Here is an 18664-nt window from a genome sequence, read left to right as displayed (position 1 = left end):
GACACCCAAGCCCCACCCTCCGGCCACCTCCGGCGCGGTGGTGCCTTTCGGCCGTACCTCGGATTCCTATCCGGACCTCCCGTATGCCGAAAACAGGTCATTCTCCTCGTCGCTGTGTGAAGCTTCTGTGGCGTGCGCGAGATCACCGTCCGTGGCGCTCTCATCACCCCATGGAGGAGCCTCATGGCCGCCGGCCACCTCACGATCGGCGGCGTCGCTCGATCGATGGTGCGCGAGATCGCGCCCGACCAGCTGCCCTACCTCGAGCTGACCGCCAAAGAGATCTTCGCGGGCGGGAGCTCCGGTCGGAACGCCATGCTGGCGACGCTCGACGGGGACGTCCGCAGCCGCCCCGCCGGGTTCGGCGCCGAGGAGGTCGGGCTGGTCGTCGGCTTCCTGGTGACCGTGCTGAACGGGGTGGCCATGGACCTGCTCGGCGAGCACGCCGTCCGCCGGACGGACGCGTTGACGGCCCGCTGGCGCAGGCGACGCGAACGGCGGGCGCTGACGGAACGCGCGGCGCCCGACGGACTGGACGCCCCGTTGCCCGCACTCGGCGCGATCGAGGCGGCGAACCTCGGACGCCGGGTGCTCGTCCTCGCCAGGGAGGCCGGGATCGCGGACGAGCAGGCGCAGCGGATCGCCACGCTGATCGCCGCCGAGCTGACGGCTCGATGACCGTTCAGGCACCGGCCGTACGGCGCACCGCCCGGCCGGATCCGTTCGGGCTGCCTTCGGCGACCGGTTCGCGGTTCGTGCTGCTGCTGGTCGTGGCGGGGGTGGGGATGATGTTCCTCTACTTCATGCTGCTCGACAGCGATCCGGCGCTGCCGTTGCCCGTCATCGGCGGCCTCGACTGCGGCCGGGATCTGATGGCCGGGATCCGGGCCGGTGCGCCGGACGTCTCCATGGCCTTCTACGACTGCAACCAGCTCAAGACGCGCTGGTTCGCCGGGTACGTGCTGCTGTCGGTGCCCGCGCTCGCCCTGGTGACGGTGATCGTCTACCGGCTCTACCCCCGGCTGATCGAACGGCGGCTGAAGACCGTCGACCCGGCCGCTCTGGCGGGGGTGGTACCCGACGCGGTGCTCGCCGAACTCGCCGGGGCGGCGGAGAAGGCGGGTCGTCCGGTGCGCCTGCTGGTCGCGGTCGACCGGCCGACGACCGGCGGGCGGGCCTACGGATGCCGTCCGCACTACCGGGTGGTCCTCGACCTGGGCCTGCTGGTCCAGGCCGGGCGGCATCCGGGGCGGTTGCGGGCCGTGCTCACCCACGAACTCATGCACGTCCGCAACCGCGACATCGACCTGACCTATCTGGCGATGGCGGTGTGGTGGGCGTCCCTGGTCGTGGGCGGCGTGCCGCTGGCCGCAGCGATGATCGCCCGTCCCGGGATCATCGGGCCGATGTGGTGGCGGGCCGCGCTTCTGCTCGCGCTCATCTGGTACGCGCGTGCGGCCGTCCTGCGTACCCGCGAGTTCTACGCCGACCAGCGGGCGGCCCAATGGGAGGGCGCGGCGCTCCGGGAGACCCTCGGCGCGCTCCGGGAACGTGACAGAGCCTGGCGGTTCCTGTCGTATCACCCGGCGGCGCGCACCCGGCTGGCCGTGCTCGACGACGCCGCGCCGCTGTTCCGGCTGGAGGCCGGCGACTGCCTGGCCATGGGCGTTCTGATCGGGATCGCCTTCTCGCCGATGCTGTACATCGTCGGGATGCTGGCCGATTACGACGAATGGACCGCTTCCCTCGTCGGCCTGGTCTTCGGTTCACTACTGGCCGGATCGATCGGCGGGTCCATCTGGCGCCGAGCCCATCACGGGCTGGCCGACGGACACCCGACGACCGGCATCCTGCCCGGCGCGGCCGCACTGGCGACGGGGATCGTGGCCGGGCAACTGATCAGCCCCGAGATCCAGGTCGACCACGGTCTGGCCGACCTGCTGACCCTCGCTCCTCTGCATACGGTGGTCGTGATTTCCGGGCTGTTCGCGTGGACGTATGTCGCGCTGCGATGGATCGCGCTGACGGCATCGGCGTGGTTGCCGGTGGCCCGGCACCCCCGGCGGGTCTACCTGGCCGGCTCGGTGGTCGCCGCTTTCGTACTGAGCGACTGGCTGGCCTTCTGGTTCAGGCTTCAGCTCCTGATGGACCCGGCCTCCGAGTGGTGGATGGTCGTGGTCAAGGGCGTCACCGCCGCGGTCCTCCACGACGCGATGCTGGTCGCCGTCGTCGTCGCGTTGGTCTATCCCGCGGTGGCCTGGGGCTATCCCCGCTTCGTCCGCCGGAGGAATCCGTCGATCGCCTGGCAGCCCGTGCCCGTGCCGCTGGCCCTGGGCATCGCCCTGGTGACGGCGGTGGCCGCGACGTTCGTACTGCTCGTCTTCCGGGACGCCGTCGGGGCGGGCTCCTCCGTCATGCCCGCCTTCTCCACCTCGCTGCTCATGGCGGTCGTGACACTGGTGGTGATCTGCCTGGTCGCGGGGTTCGCCTTCGGCGGGCGGCACCGGACGTCGCGACTGGTCGTCTGCGCCGGGCTCGCCGCGCTGGTCCTGACGCCGTACATCCTGTCGCTGACGGCGCTGCACGTGCGGCTGGTGCTGGAGTGCGGATCCCGGGACGTCTTCGGCTGCGCGCAGGGCCTGCGGGTGGCACCGCTCTTCGAGAGCGGCTATCTGTTCAGGCAGTGGTTCTCGGCGCTCGGGCTGGGCGCGACGACGGCCATCGCTCTGGGCAGTGGCGTGCGAGCCGGGGTGGACAGGCTGCGCGGGTTCGCCGGGAGCGTGCTGACGGTGCCGGCCCGGGGAAGCGCGGTCAGGGGAGGCGTCGTGCTGCTGCCGGTCGTGGCGACGGGAGCGCTCCTCGTCCACCTGGTCGCGGCGCCGATTTTCACACCGTCCACGACGCTGGCGGAGTCTCTCCCGGGGATCATCGCCCGGGAGACCGTCCCGGAACCGGAGTCCTGGACCCGGGACCAGGCGTGTGCGTCGATCGGGCGATCACTGTCCAGCGCTTCGCCGTCCGCGCTGCTGGAGGCGGATCCCGCTCTTCTGACGGGGGCCGCGCTCCAGGCCATCGGCAGCGATGATCCGGTGCTGGCGCGGTTCGGCCGGGACGCGGCCGATCTGATGCGCGCGGGAGACGCCTCGGCGGCCTACAAGGTGCCGGTCCTCGTCCTGCGGTACTGCGACTGAGAAGGCCGGACCTAAGAGAGGTCCGGCCTGGTCGCAGGGGGGTCAGGCGGCTTCGGTGGCCTTCTCCTCGCCCGGGAGGCGGACGTCGTCGACGGTCACGTTGACCTCGACGACCTCCATGCCGAGCATCTGGGAGACCGTCGTGGCCACGCTCGACTGGACCTCGGCGGCGACCTCCATCACCACGTGGCCGTAGACGATGACGATCGTGATGTCGATGGCGACCATGCCGTCCTGGATCTCGGCGCGGACGCCCTGACCGCCGCGCTTGGAGCCGAAGCCGATGCGGTCGCGGACCGTCTCGAACACGCGGGCCAGGTCGCCGCCCAGATCGGCGACGCCGGGGACCTGCATGGCGGCCAGGGCGGTCACCTTCTCGACGACCTCGTCGGCGACGGTGATCTTGCCCTTGAGGCCCGCGACGGAGATCTGCGGTTCCTGGGGGGCCTCTTCTTCGGATTCTGCGGAGGGGGACTCGTTCTGGTGCTCGTACGCGACGTCGGTCACACGATCATCTCCTCAGGTCAGCTGGATTCTGCCGGAAGATCGAAGGGTTTGTCCGGCGTTAGACCCGGTCGGCGGGGGTATCGCCGCCTGGTCCCCAATATGCTGGCCGACATGACAGACGTGCCCGACGCTTTCGGACGGCTCTGGACGCCGCACCGCATGGCGTACATCAAGGGAGAGAACAAGCCGACCGGGCCGGGCGCCGGCGACGGCTGCCCGTTCTGTGAGATCCCGAAGATGGACGACGCCGACGGGCTCATCGTGGCGCGGGGTGAGGTCGTGTACGCCGTCCTCAACCTCTACCCCTACAACTCCGGCCATCTGATGGTCTGTCCCTACCGGCACGTGCCCGACTACACCGACCTCGACGCCGCCGAGACGGCCGAGCTGGCCGATTTCACCCAGAAGGCGCTCACCGCACTGCGGGACGCCAGTGGGGCGCAGGGGTTCAACGTCGGGATGAACCTGGGTCACGTCGCGGGGGCGGGGATCGCCGCCCACCTTCACCAGCACGTCGTGCCCCGTTGGGGCGGTGACACGAACTTCATGCCCATCGTGGGGCACACGCGCGTTCTACCACAGTTGCTCCGGGACACCCGGGAGTTGCTCGCCCGGGCATGGCCTGAGAAAACGTCGTAGGGCTGCACTACCCTGCCCAGGGTGACGGATGGGATCTCTGGTGACGCCGTCGGCCGTGTGCTGGGCACACAGTCGGCCTCGCCCCTGTCGTTCTGGATCGGCATGGAGCCGGGGAAGGTCGTGCAGCTCGACGAAGTGGTGGTGACCCGGCGTGAGGTGCCGGGCCATGGCACGGTGCTGGTCGCCGGGGTGGTCACCCACGTCGAGGCCCGTCACGAGGGCGCCGCGTTCGACTCCGACGTGTTCCTCATCGCGGAGGGTTCGCTGCCCGCCGCCGTCGTCGAGGTCGCGGAGGTGCGGGTCACCCGGGTCGAGCCCGAGGTGTTCGTGCCGCCGCTGCCGGGGGCGCCGGTGTTCCGGGCCAAGGGGGCCGACCGCGATCAGGCGCTCTACTTCGACGTGATGGAGCGCCGGGTGCCGATGGGCATCGGGCGCGACGGCGAACCCGCCTATCTCAACTTCGATTTCCTGGACGGCACCCGCGGCGCCCACGTGTCGATCTCCGGGGTGTCGGGCGTGGCGACCAAGACCTCGTTCGCGACGTTCCTGCTCTATTCGGTGTTCAACTCGGGGGTGCTGGGGGCCGAGTCGTCCAACACCAAGGCCCTGATCTTCTCCGTCAAGGGTGAAGACCTGCTGTTCCTCGACCACGCCAACACCCGCATCGACGACACCGCCCGCGCCGGTTACGCCACGCTCGGGCTGCCCGCGCAGCCGTTCAGGAGCGTCCACGTGTTCGCGCCGCCGAGGCCCGGCGACGTGCACGGCGTGCCCCACGTCTCGGCCCGGACCAAGGGCGTCAGTTCCTTCTACTGGACGCTGGCCGAGTTCGTCGACAGCGAGCTCCTCCGCTACGTGTTCGCCGACGCCGACGACGAGAAGGCGCAGTACAGCCTGCTGATCGGCCAGGTCGCGGCCAAGCTGAAGCTGCTCGCCGAGCCGCTGGGCGCCTCGGGCGCGGTCAAGGTCGACGACGTCGAGTGCCGCACCTACCCCCAGCTCGTCGACCTCATCGACGAACGGCTGGCCGACGAGTCGACCAGGTCGACCTGGACCGGCTTCCCGGCCTCGCTCGGCACGGTCAACGCGTTCCTGCGGCGCCTGCGCAGCTCGATCAGGTCGCTCACCCCGATCGTGCGCGGCGACCTCCCGGCCGGGCGGCCCCACTCGATCGGCGTCTCCGACGCCCAGGTGACCATCGTCGACCTGCACAACCTGCCCGAACGCGCGCAGCGGTTCGTCGTGGGCGTGGTCCTGCGCGGCGAGTTCGCCAGAAAAGAGCTGTCGGGCTCGGCCCGCCCGCTGCTCTTCGTGGTCTTGGACGAACTCAACAAGTACGCCCCCCGCGACGGCGACTCCCCGATCAAGGAGATCCTGCTCGACGTCGCCGAGCGCGGCCGGTCACTGGGCGTCATCCTCATCGGGGCCCAGCAGACGGCCTCCGAGGTGGAGCGGCGTATCGTGGCCAACTGCGCGGTCCGGGTGGCGGGGCGGCTCGACCCCGCCGAGGCCACGAGGTCGGAATACGGCTGGCTGACCGGCACCGCCCGCGACCGGGCCACCATCGCCAAACCGGGCACGATGTTCGCGGTCCAGCCGGAGATCCCCGTCCCGCTGGCGGTGAACTTCCCGTTCCCCGCCTGGGCCACCCGCCCTTCCGAGGCCGGGGCGGCGCCGGCGTCCATCGCCGTCAGAGATCCGTTCGCCGGGCTGCCCGCCCCCGAAGACGACATCCCTCCCTTCTAGGAAGGCGCCATGAAGATCCTGCACACGGCCGACTGGCACGTCGGCAAGGTCCTCAAGGGCCGGGGGCGCCACGACGAGCACCGCGCGGTGCTCTGGGAGCTGGTGGGCGTGGCCCGCCGGGAAGACGTCGACCTGGTGCTGGTCGCGGGCGACCTGTTCGACACCTCGGCGCCGACGCCCGAGTCGCAGGGTCTGGTCGTCAACGCGCTGATGCAGTTGCGGGAGGGCGGGCGCGAGGTGGTCGTCCTGGCGGGCAACCACGACAACGCGCAGCTTCTCGAGGTCTACCGGCCGGTGCTGGGCGCGCTGGGCATCCACGTGTCGGGCCTGTTCCGGCGCCCCGACCAGGGCGGGCTGATCGAGTTCACCGCCCGCACCGGCGAGCCGGTCAGGTGCGCGGTCCTGCCGTTCCTGTCCCACCGCCATGTGGTGCGCGCCGCCGAGCTGATCACCGAGACGGCGGCCGAGCACAACCGCAGCTACGCCGATCGCTTCGGCCGCCTCGCTGAGGCACTGACCAGTGGATTCACCGGCGACACGGTGAACCTGGTGACCACCCACGGCACCCTGCCCGGCGGCAAGATGGGCGGCGGCGAACGCCAGGCCCAGACGATCTTCTCCTACTACTTCGAGTCGACCGCCTTCCCGCCGACCACCCAATACGCCGCTCTCGGCCACCTCCACCGGCGGCAGCAGATGCCGGGCCCGTGCCCGATCTGGTACAGCGGCTCACCCCTCGCCGTCGACTTCGGCGAGGAGAAGAACCAGCCCGGGGTACTGATCGTCGAGGTCGCGCCCGGGGTTCCGGCCAAGGTGCGCGAGGTGGCCTTGGAGAAGGCGCGGGTCCTCACGACGGTCACCGGCAGCCTCGACCGGCTGGAGTCGATGGCCGCCGACCTGGGCGACGCCTGGCTCCGCGTGATCGTGGCCGAGAAACCCCGCGCGGGCCTGGCCGACACGGTCAGGGAGCTGCTGCCGGGAGCCCTCCAGGTCGACCTGCATCCCGACTTCAGACCGGCGAGCGTCCGCAAACGACAGACCACGGGCGCCGGAAGGGGCCCACGCGACCTGGTCCGCGAGTATCTGACAGCGTCGGGCAAGGACGTCGAAGCCCTCGGCACCCTCTTCGACCGCCTCCACGACGAAGTGACCGGCGAGGTGGCGCGCTGATGCGTCCGATCCGGTTGCACATGGAGAACTTCGGCAGCTTCCGCGCCGCCACCGACGTCGATTTCGCCGAGGTCGACTACTTCGCCCTGGTCGGGGCGACCGGGGCGGGCAAGAGCACCGTGATCGACGCCATCTGTTTCGCCTTGTACGGCAGCGTCCCCCGCTGGGGCAAGGAGAACGTCGTCGCCCACGCGCTGGCGCCCTCCGCGACGTCCGGCAAGGTCGCCCTGGTCTTCGAGGTGTCGGGCCGCCGTTACGCCGCCGTCCGGACCCTGCTCCGCGACGCCAAGGGGACGGTCCGCACCAAGGAGGCCAGGCTCGACCTGCTCGACGCGGCGATCCCGGCCGAGTCCGACCTGATCGCCCTGACCGAGACCTCCCGGCCGGTGGCCGAGGGGGAACAGGTCGCCGTCGAGGTCACCCGGGTCACCGGGCTGGAGTACAAGTTCTTCACCCAGTGCGTGGTCCTGCCCCAGGGTCGCTTCGCCGAGTTCCTCCACGCCACCCCGAGCGACCGGCAGGACCTCCTCGTCCAGCTCCTCGACGCCGACGTCTACGAGCAGGTCCGCAAGGCCGCCGTCGCCGAGGAGAACAAACAGAACCAGGCCGCCGAGTTCGCCAAGGGCGAGCTGGCCCGCCTCCACAACGCCGACGAGAAGGCGGAGGAGACCGCCCGCGAACGGGCCACCGCCCTGCGCGCCCTGTCCGAGCGCGTCGGCACCGACCTGGAGGAACTCGCCACCCTCGACGAAGCGGCCAAAACCGCCGACACCGAGCGGGTGACCGTCCTCCGCGCCCTGGCCCAGTTGGGTGCCCTCGCGCTCCCCGTCGAGGTCCCCGGCCTGGCCGAATCGGCCCGCCGCGCCGTCGACCAGGCCGAGACGGCGACGAGGGAACAGTCCCGCCTCGACGCGCTGGAAGAGCAGGCCGAGTCCGACCTCGAAGCGCTGGGCGACCGCTCCGCGCTCACGAGGGAGCTCGCCGACCTGACCGACCGCTCCCGCCGCACCGCGGAGGCTGAAGCCGCCCGCACAGAGGCCGACACGGTCACCACCCAACTGACCGAAGCCGCCGAGACACTCGCCGCAGCCTTCCGCGACTACGAAGAAGCCGACCGCCACCTGACCAAAACGAGAATCGCCCACGCGGGCGCCGACCTGGCCCGCACCCTCACCCCAGGCGACCCGTGCCCGGTCTGCCACCAGATCGTCCCCGACGTGCCCGCCGGCCAAAGCGGACACGGGGTCGCCGCGCGGGATGGAGGCTCAGGGGCCGAAGGCTTGCCCGCTGGCCGGCGGGGTCAAGAGCCTCGTGCCGGTGATCACCAGGGCGGGACGCATGATCTGGTCGCCGCTGAGCGTCGTCTCGCCACGGTCCGTGAGAAGGGTCAGCAAGCGCGCACGCGGCACGACGGGCTGGCGGCCAAGGCTGAGCTTCTCACCGCCAGGGCCCGGGAGCTGGCCGCGACCGCTCCGCCCGACCCCGCCCGGGTCGCCGATATCGAGAAGGTCCTGGTCACGATCGATGAGGCCACGCGCAAAGTGGGAAATGTCCGTCGTGAGGCTCGGGAGGCCCGCCGGATATCCGCCCAGGCCACCCGCACGGTCGAGGAGACCCGGCGGAAGGCCGAGCAGGCGTGGCGGGATCTCAACGCCGCCCGGGACACCGTCGCCGCGTTCGGGCCGCCGCCGTCCGAGCCGGGAGACGTCCACGCCGCCTGGACCGCTCTGCTGACCTGGCGCGATGAGGCGAGCGCGCTGTGCAGGCAGGAGGCCGAGGCGGCCGACGCGCGGTTCGAGCAGGCGCGGCGCAGTGCTCAGGAGGCACGTCAGGCGCTGGCCGAGCGGGTCGCCGAACACGGCGTCAGCGTCGGGCCGGGGGAGCGGATGGCCGAGCAGGTCGCCCGCGCCGCCGCGCAGGCCGACGAGCGGCTGGCCCGGGTCAGGGAAGACCGGAAGCGCGCCGCCGACCTGGCGAAACGGGTGGCCACGCACGAGGACGAGGCTCGCGTCGCCCATGAACTCGCCCTGCTGCTGCGGGCCAACCAGTTCGAGCGGTGGCTCTGCGCCGAAGCGCTCGAACTGCTGGTCGCGGCCGCCTCGGAGACCCTGAAGGACCTGTCCGACGGGCAGTACGAGCTCGTCCTGGGCAGCAGGGGCGACATCGAGGTCGTCGACTACGCCGAGGCGGGGCTCCGGCGCAGCGCCCGGACACTGTCGGGTGGCGAGACGTTCCAGGCTTCGCTCGCGCTCGCCTTGGCGCTGTCCGACCAGGTCGCGGGGCTCGCCGCGGCGGCCGCGCGGAGTCTTGACTCGATCTTCCTCGACGAGGGGTTCGGCACCCTCGACCCGGCCACGCTCGACATGGTGGCCGCCACGCTCGAACGGCTCGCCTCCGGCCACGAACGCATGATCGGCGTCGTCACCCACGTTCCGGCTCTGGCCGACCGGGTTCCGGTCCGGTTCGAGGTCGCCCGCGACGCCTCCGGTTCCCACGTCAGAAAGGTGGTTCGGTGACCACCACGCTCCACGCCCCCGGGTTCAGCGTCGATCCCTGGGACCCCGGCTACGGCGCCAGCCTGGCCTTCGAGGCCGAGATGGAGGGCAGCACCGCCGCCCTCACGCTCGACGTCGAGATCCCGGTCCCGCAGTGGCGGCCGATCACCCCGTGCTCGTCGGCGAAGGCGCCCGAGACGCTGCTGATCGCCGACGGCGTGCGCCGGATCGACGCCCGGGTCTGGGTCGACGACCCGCAGGGCGGCATGCCCGCACCCGGGATCGCGGCCTCCTACGCCGCCGGGATCGTCCGGTGCGGCGAAGGGGCCGAACCCGTGGCGGTCCAGATCAGACGCGGGGTGTTCAGCCCGGCCAAGGGGGTGCCCGATCTGGTGGCGGGGCCGGTGACGTACACGGCCTTCGAGGTGACCGGCGACGACGACGGGTCACTGGCGCTCCAGCAGAAGCTGACCGAGCTCGAAGTCGACATGGCCGCCGAATACCGCGCGAACACCGGGAACGACGAGCTGCTGCTGGTCGACGGGCCGCTGCGGGGGCGCACCCACCTGCACAACGCGGTCGGCTACGTGAAGACCCACCACACGTCCTACCTGCCGCCGGTCCAGTCGGCCGTGGTGTCCGACCTGAAGCCGGGACAGCGCACCCCCGTGTTCCTCATGGGCACCAACTGGAGCCGGTTCGCCTGGTATCTGCGGCTGCCCACGGTCTCGGCGGCGCCGTGGGCCGGGATCGCCCGCTGCGAGGCGGGCGCCGATCTCGCGGTCGAAGAGGTGATCGCGCTGGCCGACCAGATCAGTGTGGCGCTGCCGCCGATGGCGGGGGTCGACTACAAGGACCCGAGGGCGCCGCAGAATCTCGTGCCGATCGGCGGGCTCGAGAAGCTGCTGCGTCACCGGCTAGGCGACGCGCGACTGCTTTACCGCGCTCTCCGGACGGCCGCCATCGGGTGACCCGCCGCCGTCGAGCTGGATCGCCCGGATCCCGGCGCTCAGCACCAGCGGCACCGCCAGAGCCAGCGCCATCGACAGCACGGCCGCGCCCGAGTCGTTCACCAGCATGCCGACGCCGCCGCTGACCAGGGCGCCGAGCAGGCCGGCCTTCAGCATGGGCGCCCGCTCGAACGCCACCGGCAGCACCCCGGCCGTCGCCTGACCGGGCCGCAGCACCGCGAACACCAGGAACGCCACCGCCGCGATGACCACGGGCATCAGGTTCGGCGAGAGCAGCGTGCCCAGCATCGCGTCGAGCTTGCGCGCGATGACCGGCCAGAACGTGCCGTCGAAGATCTGCCCCACGAACCGCCCGAGGTGGGTCTGCGACCCGGGCGGGCGCCGGTAGTCGAGGTAGGCGATGGCCAGCACGGTCACGCCTCCGGCGACGCAGAACAGGCCGAGCTTCCAGATCGACACGCGCTTCCCGGCCACGATGAGCGCCGCGACCGCGATGCCGGGCACGAACGCGATCACGCCGCCGAAGTCGCTGCCGACCCCGGGCCAGCCGCCGAGGATCATCGCGAACACCCCGAGCCCGGCGATCAGGCCGACCGCGATCGACCGGCGGCCGTGCCGCACCAGGCTGTCGGCCACGCCGGTGGCGACCAGCAGCACGGCGGTGGCCAGCAGCGCGAACGGGATGTTGCCCAGGCCGTAGTAGCGGGCGCCGACCACGCCGGTGTAGCCCATGACGCTGTTGAGCTGCAGGTGCGTACCGGAAAGAAGATCTCCGAGCAGCACGGCGGCGGTGACGCCCGCGACGACGAGCAGCGGCGCCAGGATGTTCTCCGGCCTGGTCAGCCGGGCCGCCCGCAGGGCGAGCACCGCGAGCACGACGTCGAACGCGAGCAGCCCGCCGACCAGGGTCAGCGTCGGCGACGGGCTGGCCTCCCACGGGGTGAGGTTGATCAGGTAGGTCGACACGGGGATCGAGGCCAGCAGCACGGCGGCCACCCGGACCGCCCCGAGCGCGGAGCGGCGGCGAAGCAGCAGGAACGCCGCGCCGTAGAAGAGCACCTGGAGCACGGCCAGCGTGGTGAAGAAGATCCCACCCATGTTCCGGATCGTCTGCCCGGCCGTGTCGGCGTTCCTGAGCCGCTCGACGGCCTCGTCGAGCGGAATCGGGTCGCCGACCTTCAACGGCTGACCGATGACGGTCGGCGGGAGGGCGGCGGTCTGCCCGGCCGCGCTGAACAGCGTCGCAGTCAGGTCGGGCAAGATGATCATGTCGTCGCGGTGGGTCGAGGCCGACCCCAGCAGGCTGGTCCCGGTCGTCCCCGGCGCCCGCATCATCGCCACCCGCAGGTGGGGCACGGAACCGTGGTCGGACAGCCCGGCCACCAGCACGGTCGCGCTCGGCGGCAGCTTGGCCAGCACCGCGCCCACCTGCGCGTCGGCCTGCCGCACCGCCGCCGCCCGGTCGGCCGCCGCGACCGCTTCGGGTTCGCGGGAGACCTTGCCGTCGGCGGCGATGTAGGGCCGGATCACGGTGTCGACGTCGACGGCGATGACCGGCGCCGACCAGTCGGTGACCTCGTCGATCGTGGCGTGGTAGCGGCCGACGGCGCCCTGCTTGTCCGACAGGGCGAGCACCCCGCCGGGGCCCACGGCGGTCGTGCCGGGCAGTGCCCCCACCGATCCGGCGGTCGGCACTCCGGCGACGGAGGCGAACCAGCCGAACTCGCGCAGCATGTTGGTGCCCTCGACCGGCTCGGGCGGCAGCCCGCAGCGCGACCCCACGGCCGAGCGCACCCCGGCCGAGATCGTCAGCCATCCGTCGTATGGGCAGGTGATCGTGCCGACCGACTTGACCGACAGCGATCCGACGGCGCTTTCGCCCGCCAGTCGCCACAGGTTGGGGGTGTCACCCTCGGTGACGTCGCTCCACATCAGCCCCGGCACCCCGACGAGCGCCACCTGCTCGGGACCCGCCGTATGGGCCGCCGCCGGCGCCCCCCATGCGATCGCGACCATCATGGCCGTGACCATCCCAGCAGCCCACCGCCGCACGGTGTCCCCCTCTGTCGACGCACCAGGCAAGGGGCACCGTAGGGGGTCGGCGCGTGTCGCGTCCACCCTCTCCCGAGAGTGATCGCCGAGTGTTCGTGGAAGGGTTCCGGTATGCGTCTCGGACTCGGTCTGCCGACCCTCGGCCACCTCGCCACCCCGGCCTTCATCGCCTCGGTCGCCCAGCGGGCGGAGGCGCTGGGATATCACTCGCTGTGGGCGGGGGAACGGCTGCTCGACCCGGTCAAACCGAAGAGCCGCTATCCCGGCACGCGCGACGGCCGGCTGCCGGAGGCGATGAAGATCTCCCTTGAGCCGGTGACCACGCTGACCTTCGCCGCCGCCGCGACCTCGAAGGTCACGCTCGGCACCAGCGTGCTGTGCATGCTGCTGCACAACCCCGTCGTGCTGGCCAAACAGCTGGCCACCCTCGACGTGCTGAGCGGCGGCCGGTTGCGAGTGGGCCTGGGCCAGGGCTGGTCGCTGGACGAGATCGAGGCGGCCGGGAACTCCTCACACGGCCAGGGCCGGCGCAGCGAGGAGTTCGTCACGGTGCTCCGGGGGCTGTGGACCTCCGACAGGATGGCGTACACGGGACGGTTCTTCACCGTGCCCGAAACGGCCTTCGAGCCCAAGCCGGCGTCCTGCCCGCCGATCTATTTGGGGGTGTACGCCCCTCGCGCCCTGGAGCGGGCCGGTCGTCTGGCCGACGGGTGGCTGCCGGGCGGATTGCCGCTGGAGATGCTGCTCCCGCTCCGCGACACGATGGCCGAGGCGGCGGCGAAAGCGGGGCGCCCGGAGCCCGAGGTGATCGTGCGGGGCAACGTCAGATTCACCGATACCCGGCGGCGGCCCTTCCAGGGCACCTGGGACGACATCGCCACCGACCTGGAACACCATCGCGAGGCCGGGATCGACGAGGTGTTCCTCGACTTCACCTTCGACGACGCGACGGTGACCGAGGAGGCGTTCCTGGAGCGGATGGAGGAGGCGGCGCGGATGTGGGATGTCACCGGATAGGTGCTCTGACCCCTGAGCTACGGAGACACATATCTCCGGCGGGATTCGAACCCGCGACCTCCCCGTTAAGAGCGGTAACCGATGGACTTCGACCCGCGCCGCCTCGACGCGTAGGTGGCACGGATGTGGGATGCCACCGGAAACGGCTCCACCACGTGAGCGGTGGAGCCATCGGTTTTAAGGCGATAACCGATGAGCTTCGACCCGCGCCGCCGCCGACGATAGCGCAGAGAAACGTCCATGATCGAGGGATTTATTCGCCGTCGGAGAGGAGGCGGCGGAGCAGGTCCTCGTCTTCGGCGCCCAGGTCGCTCACGAACCGGCGGAGGACCCCCGCGCGGTCGGACTCGGCGCTGAGCAGGGCGCTCATCCGCTGGGCGACCAGGTCGGCGGCGTCGACCAGGGCGCCGTACCGGAAGGAGCGGCCCTCGCGACGCCGGGTCACGGCCTGTTTCTTGTGCAGGCGGTTCAGCGTGGTGACCACGGCGCTGTAGGACAGGCCGCCCTCGGGGGCGATCAGGTCGCGGACCTGGCCGGGAGTGAGGGAGCGGTCGGCTTCGCGCAGGGCGGTCACGATCGCCGCTTCCAGTTCGCCGGGTTTGCGGCGCTCGTCACGACTGTCCATCGGGGCACACCCTATATCGGGATGTTCCGGATCTCGTGGCAGCCTGGTGCCCTGGAGGTACCGCATGTTCGATCACTTCGTGGTCTCGGTGGTGGTCATTCCGCCGTTGGTCGTGCTGGCCGCGTTCCTCGTCGCCGGACGGCTCGCGCCCGCCCTGGCCGCGCGGGTGCTGGCCTGGTCGGCCGTGGTCGTCGCCGTTGCCAGCACCGCGAACCTGGCGCTGTTCGCCCTCCACGCCGTCGCCGAGGTCCCGACCGTGGCGCACCTGATGGGCTGGTCGCCCCGGATCGTCGCGGCCGACACCGCGGAGGTTCCGTGGGTGTCGTGGGGGTCGGTGCCGCTGCTGGCGGCGGTGGCGGTCGCCATGCTGTGGACGCATTGGCGCCACCGCCGTGACCTGCGCGCCGGGCGGCTGTTCGCCCACTCCGGCGGCGACGTGGTCGTGGTCGACGACCCCGCCGCGACGGCCTTCGCGGTGCCCGGGGGAGGCCGGTCGGGGTGGGTGGTCGTCACCACCGGGATGCGCGAGGCGCTGACCGACCGGCAGTACGCGGCGCTGCTCGCGCACGAGCGGGCCCACCTGGCGGGGGCGCACCACCGGCTGGTGCGGCTGGCGGAGCTCGCCGGGGCCGCGCATCCCGCGCTGCGCTGGGTGAGCGCCCGGGTCGGCTTCCTGGTCGAGCGGGCCGCCGACGAGCGGGCGGCGGCCGAGGTCGGGGACCGGGGGCTGGTGGCGCGGGCCGTCGGGCAGGCCGCGCTGGCGGCGTCCGGGCGTCCCGGCCTCGAAATGGGCGTGCTGCACGCGGCGGCGGGGGCGGTGCCCCTGCGGGTGGCGGCGCTGCTGGGTCCGGTGCGGCGGACGCATCCGCTGCTCGCGCTCCTTCCGGTGCTGCTGGCGGCCGCGACGGTCGTGTGGACCGGCGAGGCGGTCGAGGACCTGCGGGAACTCCTGGAAGCGGCGGGTGGCTGGCTAGGTTAGGTGAGCCTATGTTAACTTCTACCGCGTGTAGCTGATGTTCGGCCCGCGGTAGGAGTGTTCTTTGTTCGCGAGTTATCTGATCGGCCTGCGTGAGGGTCTGGAGGCGACGCTCGTCGTCTCCGTCCTGGTCGCCTTCCTGGTCAAGAGCGACCGTACGGACAAGCTGCCGCACGTCTGGGCCGGAGTGCTCGGGGCCGTGGCCCTGTCGGTCGGTTTCGGCGCGGTCCTGACCTTCACCGCCGCCAACCTCGGTCACACCGGGCAGGAGCTCTTCGACGCGATCACCTCGCTGCTCGCCGTCGTCTTCGTCACCTGGATGATCTTCTGGATGCGGCGGGCCGCCCGCGCCCTGTCGGGCGAGCTGCGCGGCAAGCTGACCGACGCGCTGGAGATGGGCTCGCTGGCCGTCGTCGTCATGGCGTTCCTGGCCGTGGCGCGCGAGGGGCTGGAGACGGCGCTGCTGTTCTTCGCCTCCGTCCAGGGCGCGACCACCACGGCGCAGCCGCTGATCGGGATCTCGCTCGGCCTGCTGACCTCGGTCGCGCTCGGCTACGGCCTCTACAAGTCGGCCGTGCGCATCAACCTCACCACGTTCTTCACCTGGACCGGCCTGCTGCTGATCCTGGTCGCCGCCGGGATCTTCAAATACGGCGTGCACGACCTCCAGGAGGCCGCGATCCTGCCCGGCCTGAACACCTACGCCTTCGACGTCACGGGCGCGCTGCCGCCCGACTCCTGGTACGCCGCACTGCTCGCCGGGATGCTCAACATCACCCCGCAGCCCAGCGTCCTGGAGACCGCCGCCTGGGTCGTGTACGTGATCCCGACGCTCTTCTTCTTCCTGCGGCCCTCGCGCCCCAAGAAGCTCGCCCCCGCCCCCGTGGCCTGAACAGGAGCACCATGTCCGCCATCACCCGTCTCGCCATCGGGGCCCTCGCCCTGGCCGCACTCACCGCCTGCGCCGCCGAGACCCCCGCTCCCGGCGGTACGGCCGCGGCGCAGAAGCCGGGCAAGGTCGAGGTCGCCGCCAACGACACCGCGTGCGAGGTCGGCGTCACGGAGCTCGCCGCCGGCACCAGCACGTTCGCCATCACCAACGCCGGCAGCAAGGTCACCGAGTTCTACGTCTACGCGCCGGGCGACCGGGTCATGGCCGAGGTGGAGAACATCGTCCCCGGCCTGACCCGCGAACTGATCGCCGAACTGCCCGCGGGCACGTACGAGACCGCCTGCAAGCCCGGCATGGTCGGCAAGGGCATCCGCAACGCGCTGACCGTCACCGGCGAGCACAAGCCGCTGACCGCCGACGCCGCGCTCGCCGAGGCGACCGCGAGCTACAAGCGCTACATCAAGAGCCAGAGCGACACCCTGCTGGTCAAGACCCAGGAGTTCGTCGACGCCGTCAAGGCCGGCAAGATCGACGAGGCCAAGGAGCTCTTCCCGGTCGCCCGCACCTACTGGGAGCGCATCGAGCCCGTCGCGGAGATCTTCGGCGACCTCGACCCGGCCATCGACGCCCGCGAGGCCGACCTGGCCGACGGCGAAGAGTGGACCGGCTACCACAAGATCGAGAAGGACCTCTGGATCACCAAGGACATCAGCCAGGACGGCCCCATCGCCGACAAGCTGATCGCCGACGTCACGACCATCGTCGAGAAGTCCAACGCGGCCGAGCTGACCCCGCTCAACCTGGCCAACGGCGCCAAGGAACTCCTCGACGAGGTCGCCACCGGGAAGATCACCGGCGAGGAGGACATCTGGTCGCACACCGACCTGTGGGACTTCGCCGCCAACCTCGCCGGGTCGAAGGCGGCGGTCCAGTCGCTCCGCCCGGTGCTGGAGGAGCGTGACGCCGCTCTGGTCGCGACCCTGGACGAGAAGTTCACCGCCGCCGAGACCGAGCTGGGCACCCACCAGAAGGGCGACGGCTGGCGCCTGCACAACGAGCTCTCGAAGGACGAGCTCAAGCGCCTCTCCGACGTGATCAACGCGCTGGCCGAGCCGATCAGCAAGATCGCGCCCCTGGTGGCCCAGTAGATGATCAGCCGCAGAAAGGTCTTCGGGCTCGGCGCGGCCGGCGTCGCGGCGGTCGGCGCCGGGGCGCTGGCCTCCCGTGGGCTGCCCTTCTCGGACGACACGCAGGCCACCCCGGAGGCCCCCCACGTCCAGGCCGCCTTCCCCTTCTACGGCGACCATCAGGCGGGGATCGTCACCCCCGCCCAGGACCGGCTCCACTTCGTCGCCTTCGACGTCACCACGACCGACCGCGCCGAACTGGTCGAACTCCTCCAGGAGTGGACGGCCGCCGCCGCCCGGCTCACCCAGGGCCGGGAGGCGGGCGCCTTCGGCGCGACCGGCGGCTCCCGTGAGGCGGCCCCCGACGACACCGGCGAGGCCCTCGGCCTGCCCGCCTCGGGCCTGACCCTGACGATCGGGTTCGGCCCCTCGCTGTTCGACGACCGCTTCGGCCTGGCCGGGCGGAGGCCGCAGGCCCTCGCCGACCTGCCCAAGTTCCCGGGCGAGAAGCTGGCCCCGGAGATCTCGGGCGGCGACATCTGCGTCCAGGCGTGCGCCCACGACCCGCAGGTGGCCGTGCACGCCATCCGCAACCTGGCCCGCATCGGGTTCGGCCGGGTCTCGGTACGGTATTCGCAGCTCGGCTTCGGCCGGACCTCCTCGACCTCCCGGGCCCAGGCCACGCCCCGCAACCTCATGGGCTTCAAAGACGGCACCAACAACCTCAAGCTCGAAGACGCCGACCTGCTCCGCGACCAGCTCTGGGCCTCGTCGGGGGACGGCGCCGCGTGGATGACGGGCGGCAGCTACCTGGTCACCCGCAAGATCCGCATGACCGTCGAGACCTGGGACCGCACCTCGTTGCGCGAGCAGGAGGAGATCTTCGGCCGCGACAAGGGCGAGGGCGCCCCGATCGGCAAGAAACACGAGTTCGACGAGGTCGACCTGACGGCGATGCGCCCCGACGCCCACGTCCGCCTGGCCCACCCGTCGTCCCACGGCAACGCCCACCTGCTGCGCCGCGGCTACAACTACGTCGACGGCTCCGACGGCCTGGGGCGTCTCGACGCGGGGTTGTTCTTCATCGCCTACCAGCGCGACCCACGTAAGCAGTTCGTCCCGATCCAGATGAGCCTGGCCAAGACCGACCCCCTGAACGAGTACATCCGCCACGTCAGCAGCGGCCTGTTCGCCTGCCCACCGGGAGTCGTGGACGCGGGCGACTATTGGGGCCGGGCACTCTTCGCCTAAGCGAC

At 71.4% G+C, this 18664-nt stretch carries 15 protein-coding genes; 12 read left to right on the top strand and 3 right to left on the bottom strand.

The window, feature by feature from the left end; translation table 11 throughout:
- Positions 1-183: 183 nt before the first annotated feature.
- Together ACYQ78_RS35595 and ACYQ78_RS35590 are read left to right on the top strand one after the other, a co-directional pair.
- Positions 184-678 (top strand): hypothetical protein, encoded by a 495-nt coding sequence (locus ACYQ78_RS35595; protein ID WP_459805372.1) that lies wholly within the window; start codon positions 184-186, stop codon positions 676-678.
- The gene (locus tag ACYQ78_RS35590; RefSeq protein WP_459805371.1) at positions 675-3191 is read left to right on the top strand and encodes a M48 family metalloprotease; all 2517 of its coding nucleotides are present in this window, start codon (positions 675-677) and stop codon (positions 3189-3191) included. Before ACYQ78_RS35595 ends, ACYQ78_RS35590 begins: the two co-directional genes overlap by 4 nt.
- Positions 3192-3233: 42 nt before the next feature.
- On the opposite strand, the gene ACYQ78_RS35585 is transcribed toward ACYQ78_RS35590, so the two are convergent.
- Entirely contained in the window at positions 3234-3698 is a 465-nt protein-coding gene (locus tag ACYQ78_RS35585; protein WP_459805370.1) for an Asp23/Gls24 family envelope stress response protein, read from the bottom strand.
- Positions 3699-3809: 111 nt separating this feature from the next.
- Between ACYQ78_RS35585 and ACYQ78_RS35580 the strand changes: the two genes are divergently transcribed.
- Genes ACYQ78_RS35580 through ACYQ78_RS35560 form a run of 5 tightly spaced genes read left to right on the top strand, consistent with a single transcriptional unit; the run spans position 3810 to position 10719 of the window.
- Positions 3810-4337: an HIT family protein gene (locus ACYQ78_RS35580; protein ID WP_459805369.1), complete on the top strand. Its 528-nt coding sequence runs from the start codon at positions 3810-3812 to the stop codon at positions 4335-4337.
- A gap of 21 nt (positions 4338-4358) precedes the next feature.
- Positions 4359-6083 (top strand): ATP-binding protein, encoded by a 1725-nt coding sequence (locus ACYQ78_RS35575; RefSeq protein ID WP_459805368.1) that lies wholly within the window; start codon positions 4359-4361, stop codon positions 6081-6083.
- 9 nt (positions 6084-6092) lie between these two features.
- Positions 6093-7253: a metallophosphoesterase family protein gene (locus tag ACYQ78_RS35570; protein ID WP_459805367.1), complete on the top strand. Its 1161-nt coding sequence runs from the start codon at positions 6093-6095 to the stop codon at positions 7251-7253.
- The gene (locus ACYQ78_RS35565) at positions 7253-9769 is read left to right on the top strand and encodes an AAA family ATPase (RefSeq protein WP_459805366.1); all 2517 of its coding nucleotides are present in this window, start codon (positions 7253-7255) and stop codon (positions 9767-9769) included. The genes ACYQ78_RS35570 and ACYQ78_RS35565 overlap by 1 nt, the downstream gene beginning before the upstream one ends.
- A complete protein-coding gene (locus ACYQ78_RS35560; protein WP_459805365.1) occupies positions 9766-10719 on the top strand; it encodes a hypothetical protein in 954 nt (317 codons plus the stop codon). Before ACYQ78_RS35565 ends, ACYQ78_RS35560 begins: the two co-directional genes overlap by 4 nt.
- Here the strand turns inward: ACYQ78_RS35560 and ACYQ78_RS35555 are convergent.
- Positions 10666-12738, bottom strand: coding sequence for a hypothetical protein (locus ACYQ78_RS35555; protein ID WP_459805364.1), 2073 nt, complete (start codon positions 12736-12738; stop codon positions 10666-10668). The genes ACYQ78_RS35560 and ACYQ78_RS35555 overlap by 54 nt on opposite strands.
- Positions 12739-12882: 144 nt before the next feature.
- Here ACYQ78_RS35555 and ACYQ78_RS35550 point away from each other — a divergent pair, with 144 nt between their 5' ends.
- Positions 12883-13788 carry a TIGR03619 family F420-dependent LLM class oxidoreductase gene (locus tag ACYQ78_RS35550; protein WP_459805363.1) on the top strand — a complete coding sequence of 302 codons (906 nt, stop codon included), beginning with the start codon at positions 12883-12885 and terminating at the stop codon, positions 13786-13788.
- A gap of 253 nt (positions 13789-14041) precedes the next feature.
- Here the strand turns inward: ACYQ78_RS35550 and ACYQ78_RS35545 are convergent, their stop codons facing one another.
- On the bottom strand, positions 14042-14413 hold the full coding sequence (locus ACYQ78_RS35545; protein WP_459805362.1) for a BlaI/MecI/CopY family transcriptional regulator: 372 nt from the start codon (positions 14411-14413) through the stop codon (positions 14042-14044).
- Between the two features lie 64 nt (positions 14414-14477).
- Between ACYQ78_RS35545 and ACYQ78_RS35540 the strand changes: the two genes are divergently transcribed.
- The 4 genes from ACYQ78_RS35540 to efeB all read left to right on the top strand — a co-directional run bounded on the left by ACYQ78_RS35540 (position 14478) and on the right by efeB (position 18659).
- Positions 14478-15392, top strand: a complete 915-nt coding sequence (locus ACYQ78_RS35540; protein ID WP_459805361.1) for a M48 family metalloprotease — start codon at positions 14478-14480, stop codon at positions 15390-15392.
- Positions 15393-15453: 61 nt separating this feature from the next.
- Positions 15454-16281, top strand: a complete 828-nt coding sequence (gene efeU / locus ACYQ78_RS35535) for an iron uptake transporter permease EfeU (protein ID WP_459805360.1) — start codon at positions 15454-15456, stop codon at positions 16279-16281.
- Between the two features lie 11 nt (positions 16282-16292).
- Positions 16293-17429, top strand: coding sequence for an iron uptake system protein EfeO (gene efeO, locus ACYQ78_RS35530; protein ID WP_459805359.1), 1137 nt, complete (start codon positions 16293-16295; stop codon positions 17427-17429).
- Positions 17430-18659 carry an iron uptake transporter deferrochelatase/peroxidase subunit gene (gene efeB, locus ACYQ78_RS35525; protein ID WP_459805358.1) on the top strand — a complete coding sequence of 410 codons (1230 nt, stop codon included), beginning with the start codon at positions 17430-17432 and terminating at the stop codon, positions 18657-18659.
- The last annotated feature ends 5 nt before the right edge of the window (positions 18660-18664 follow it).

Source organism: Herbidospora sp. RD11066, assembly GCF_054661255.1.
The sequence above is the reverse complement of the archived record's forward strand: the minus strand, read 5'-3'. Positions and strand labels throughout refer to the sequence as shown.

Coding starts and splice junctions, on each gene's coding strand:
- ACYQ78_RS35595 (WP_459805372.1), top strand. CDS start 184: ATGGCCGCCGGCCACCTCACGATCGGCGGCGTCGCTCGATCGATGGTG.
- ACYQ78_RS35590 (WP_459805371.1), top strand. CDS start 675: ATGACCGTTCAGGCACCGGCCGTACGGCGCACCGCCCGGCCGGATCCG.
- ACYQ78_RS35580 (WP_459805369.1), top strand. CDS start 3,810: ATGACAGACGTGCCCGACGCTTTCGGACGGCTCTGGACGCCGCACCGC.
- ACYQ78_RS35570 (WP_459805367.1), top strand. CDS start 6,093: ATGAAGATCCTGCACACGGCCGACTGGCACGTCGGCAAGGTCCTCAAG.
- ACYQ78_RS35565 (WP_459805366.1), top strand. CDS start 7,253: ATGCGTCCGATCCGGTTGCACATGGAGAACTTCGGCAGCTTCCGCGCC.
- ACYQ78_RS35555 (WP_459805364.1), bottom strand. CDS start 12,738: ATGATGGTCGCGATCGCATGGGGGGCGCCGGCGGCGGCCCATACGGCG.
- ACYQ78_RS35550 (WP_459805363.1), top strand. CDS start 12,883: ATGCGTCTCGGACTCGGTCTGCCGACCCTCGGCCACCTCGCCACCCCG.
- ACYQ78_RS35545 (WP_459805362.1), bottom strand. CDS start 14,413: ATGGACAGTCGTGACGAGCGCCGCAAACCCGGCGAACTGGAAGCGGCG.
- ACYQ78_RS35540 (WP_459805361.1), top strand. CDS start 14,478: ATGTTCGATCACTTCGTGGTCTCGGTGGTGGTCATTCCGCCGTTGGTC.
- efeO (WP_459805359.1), top strand. CDS start 16,293: ATGTCCGCCATCACCCGTCTCGCCATCGGGGCCCTCGCCCTGGCCGCA.
- efeB (WP_459805358.1), top strand. CDS start 17,430: ATGATCAGCCGCAGAAAGGTCTTCGGGCTCGGCGCGGCCGGCGTCGCG.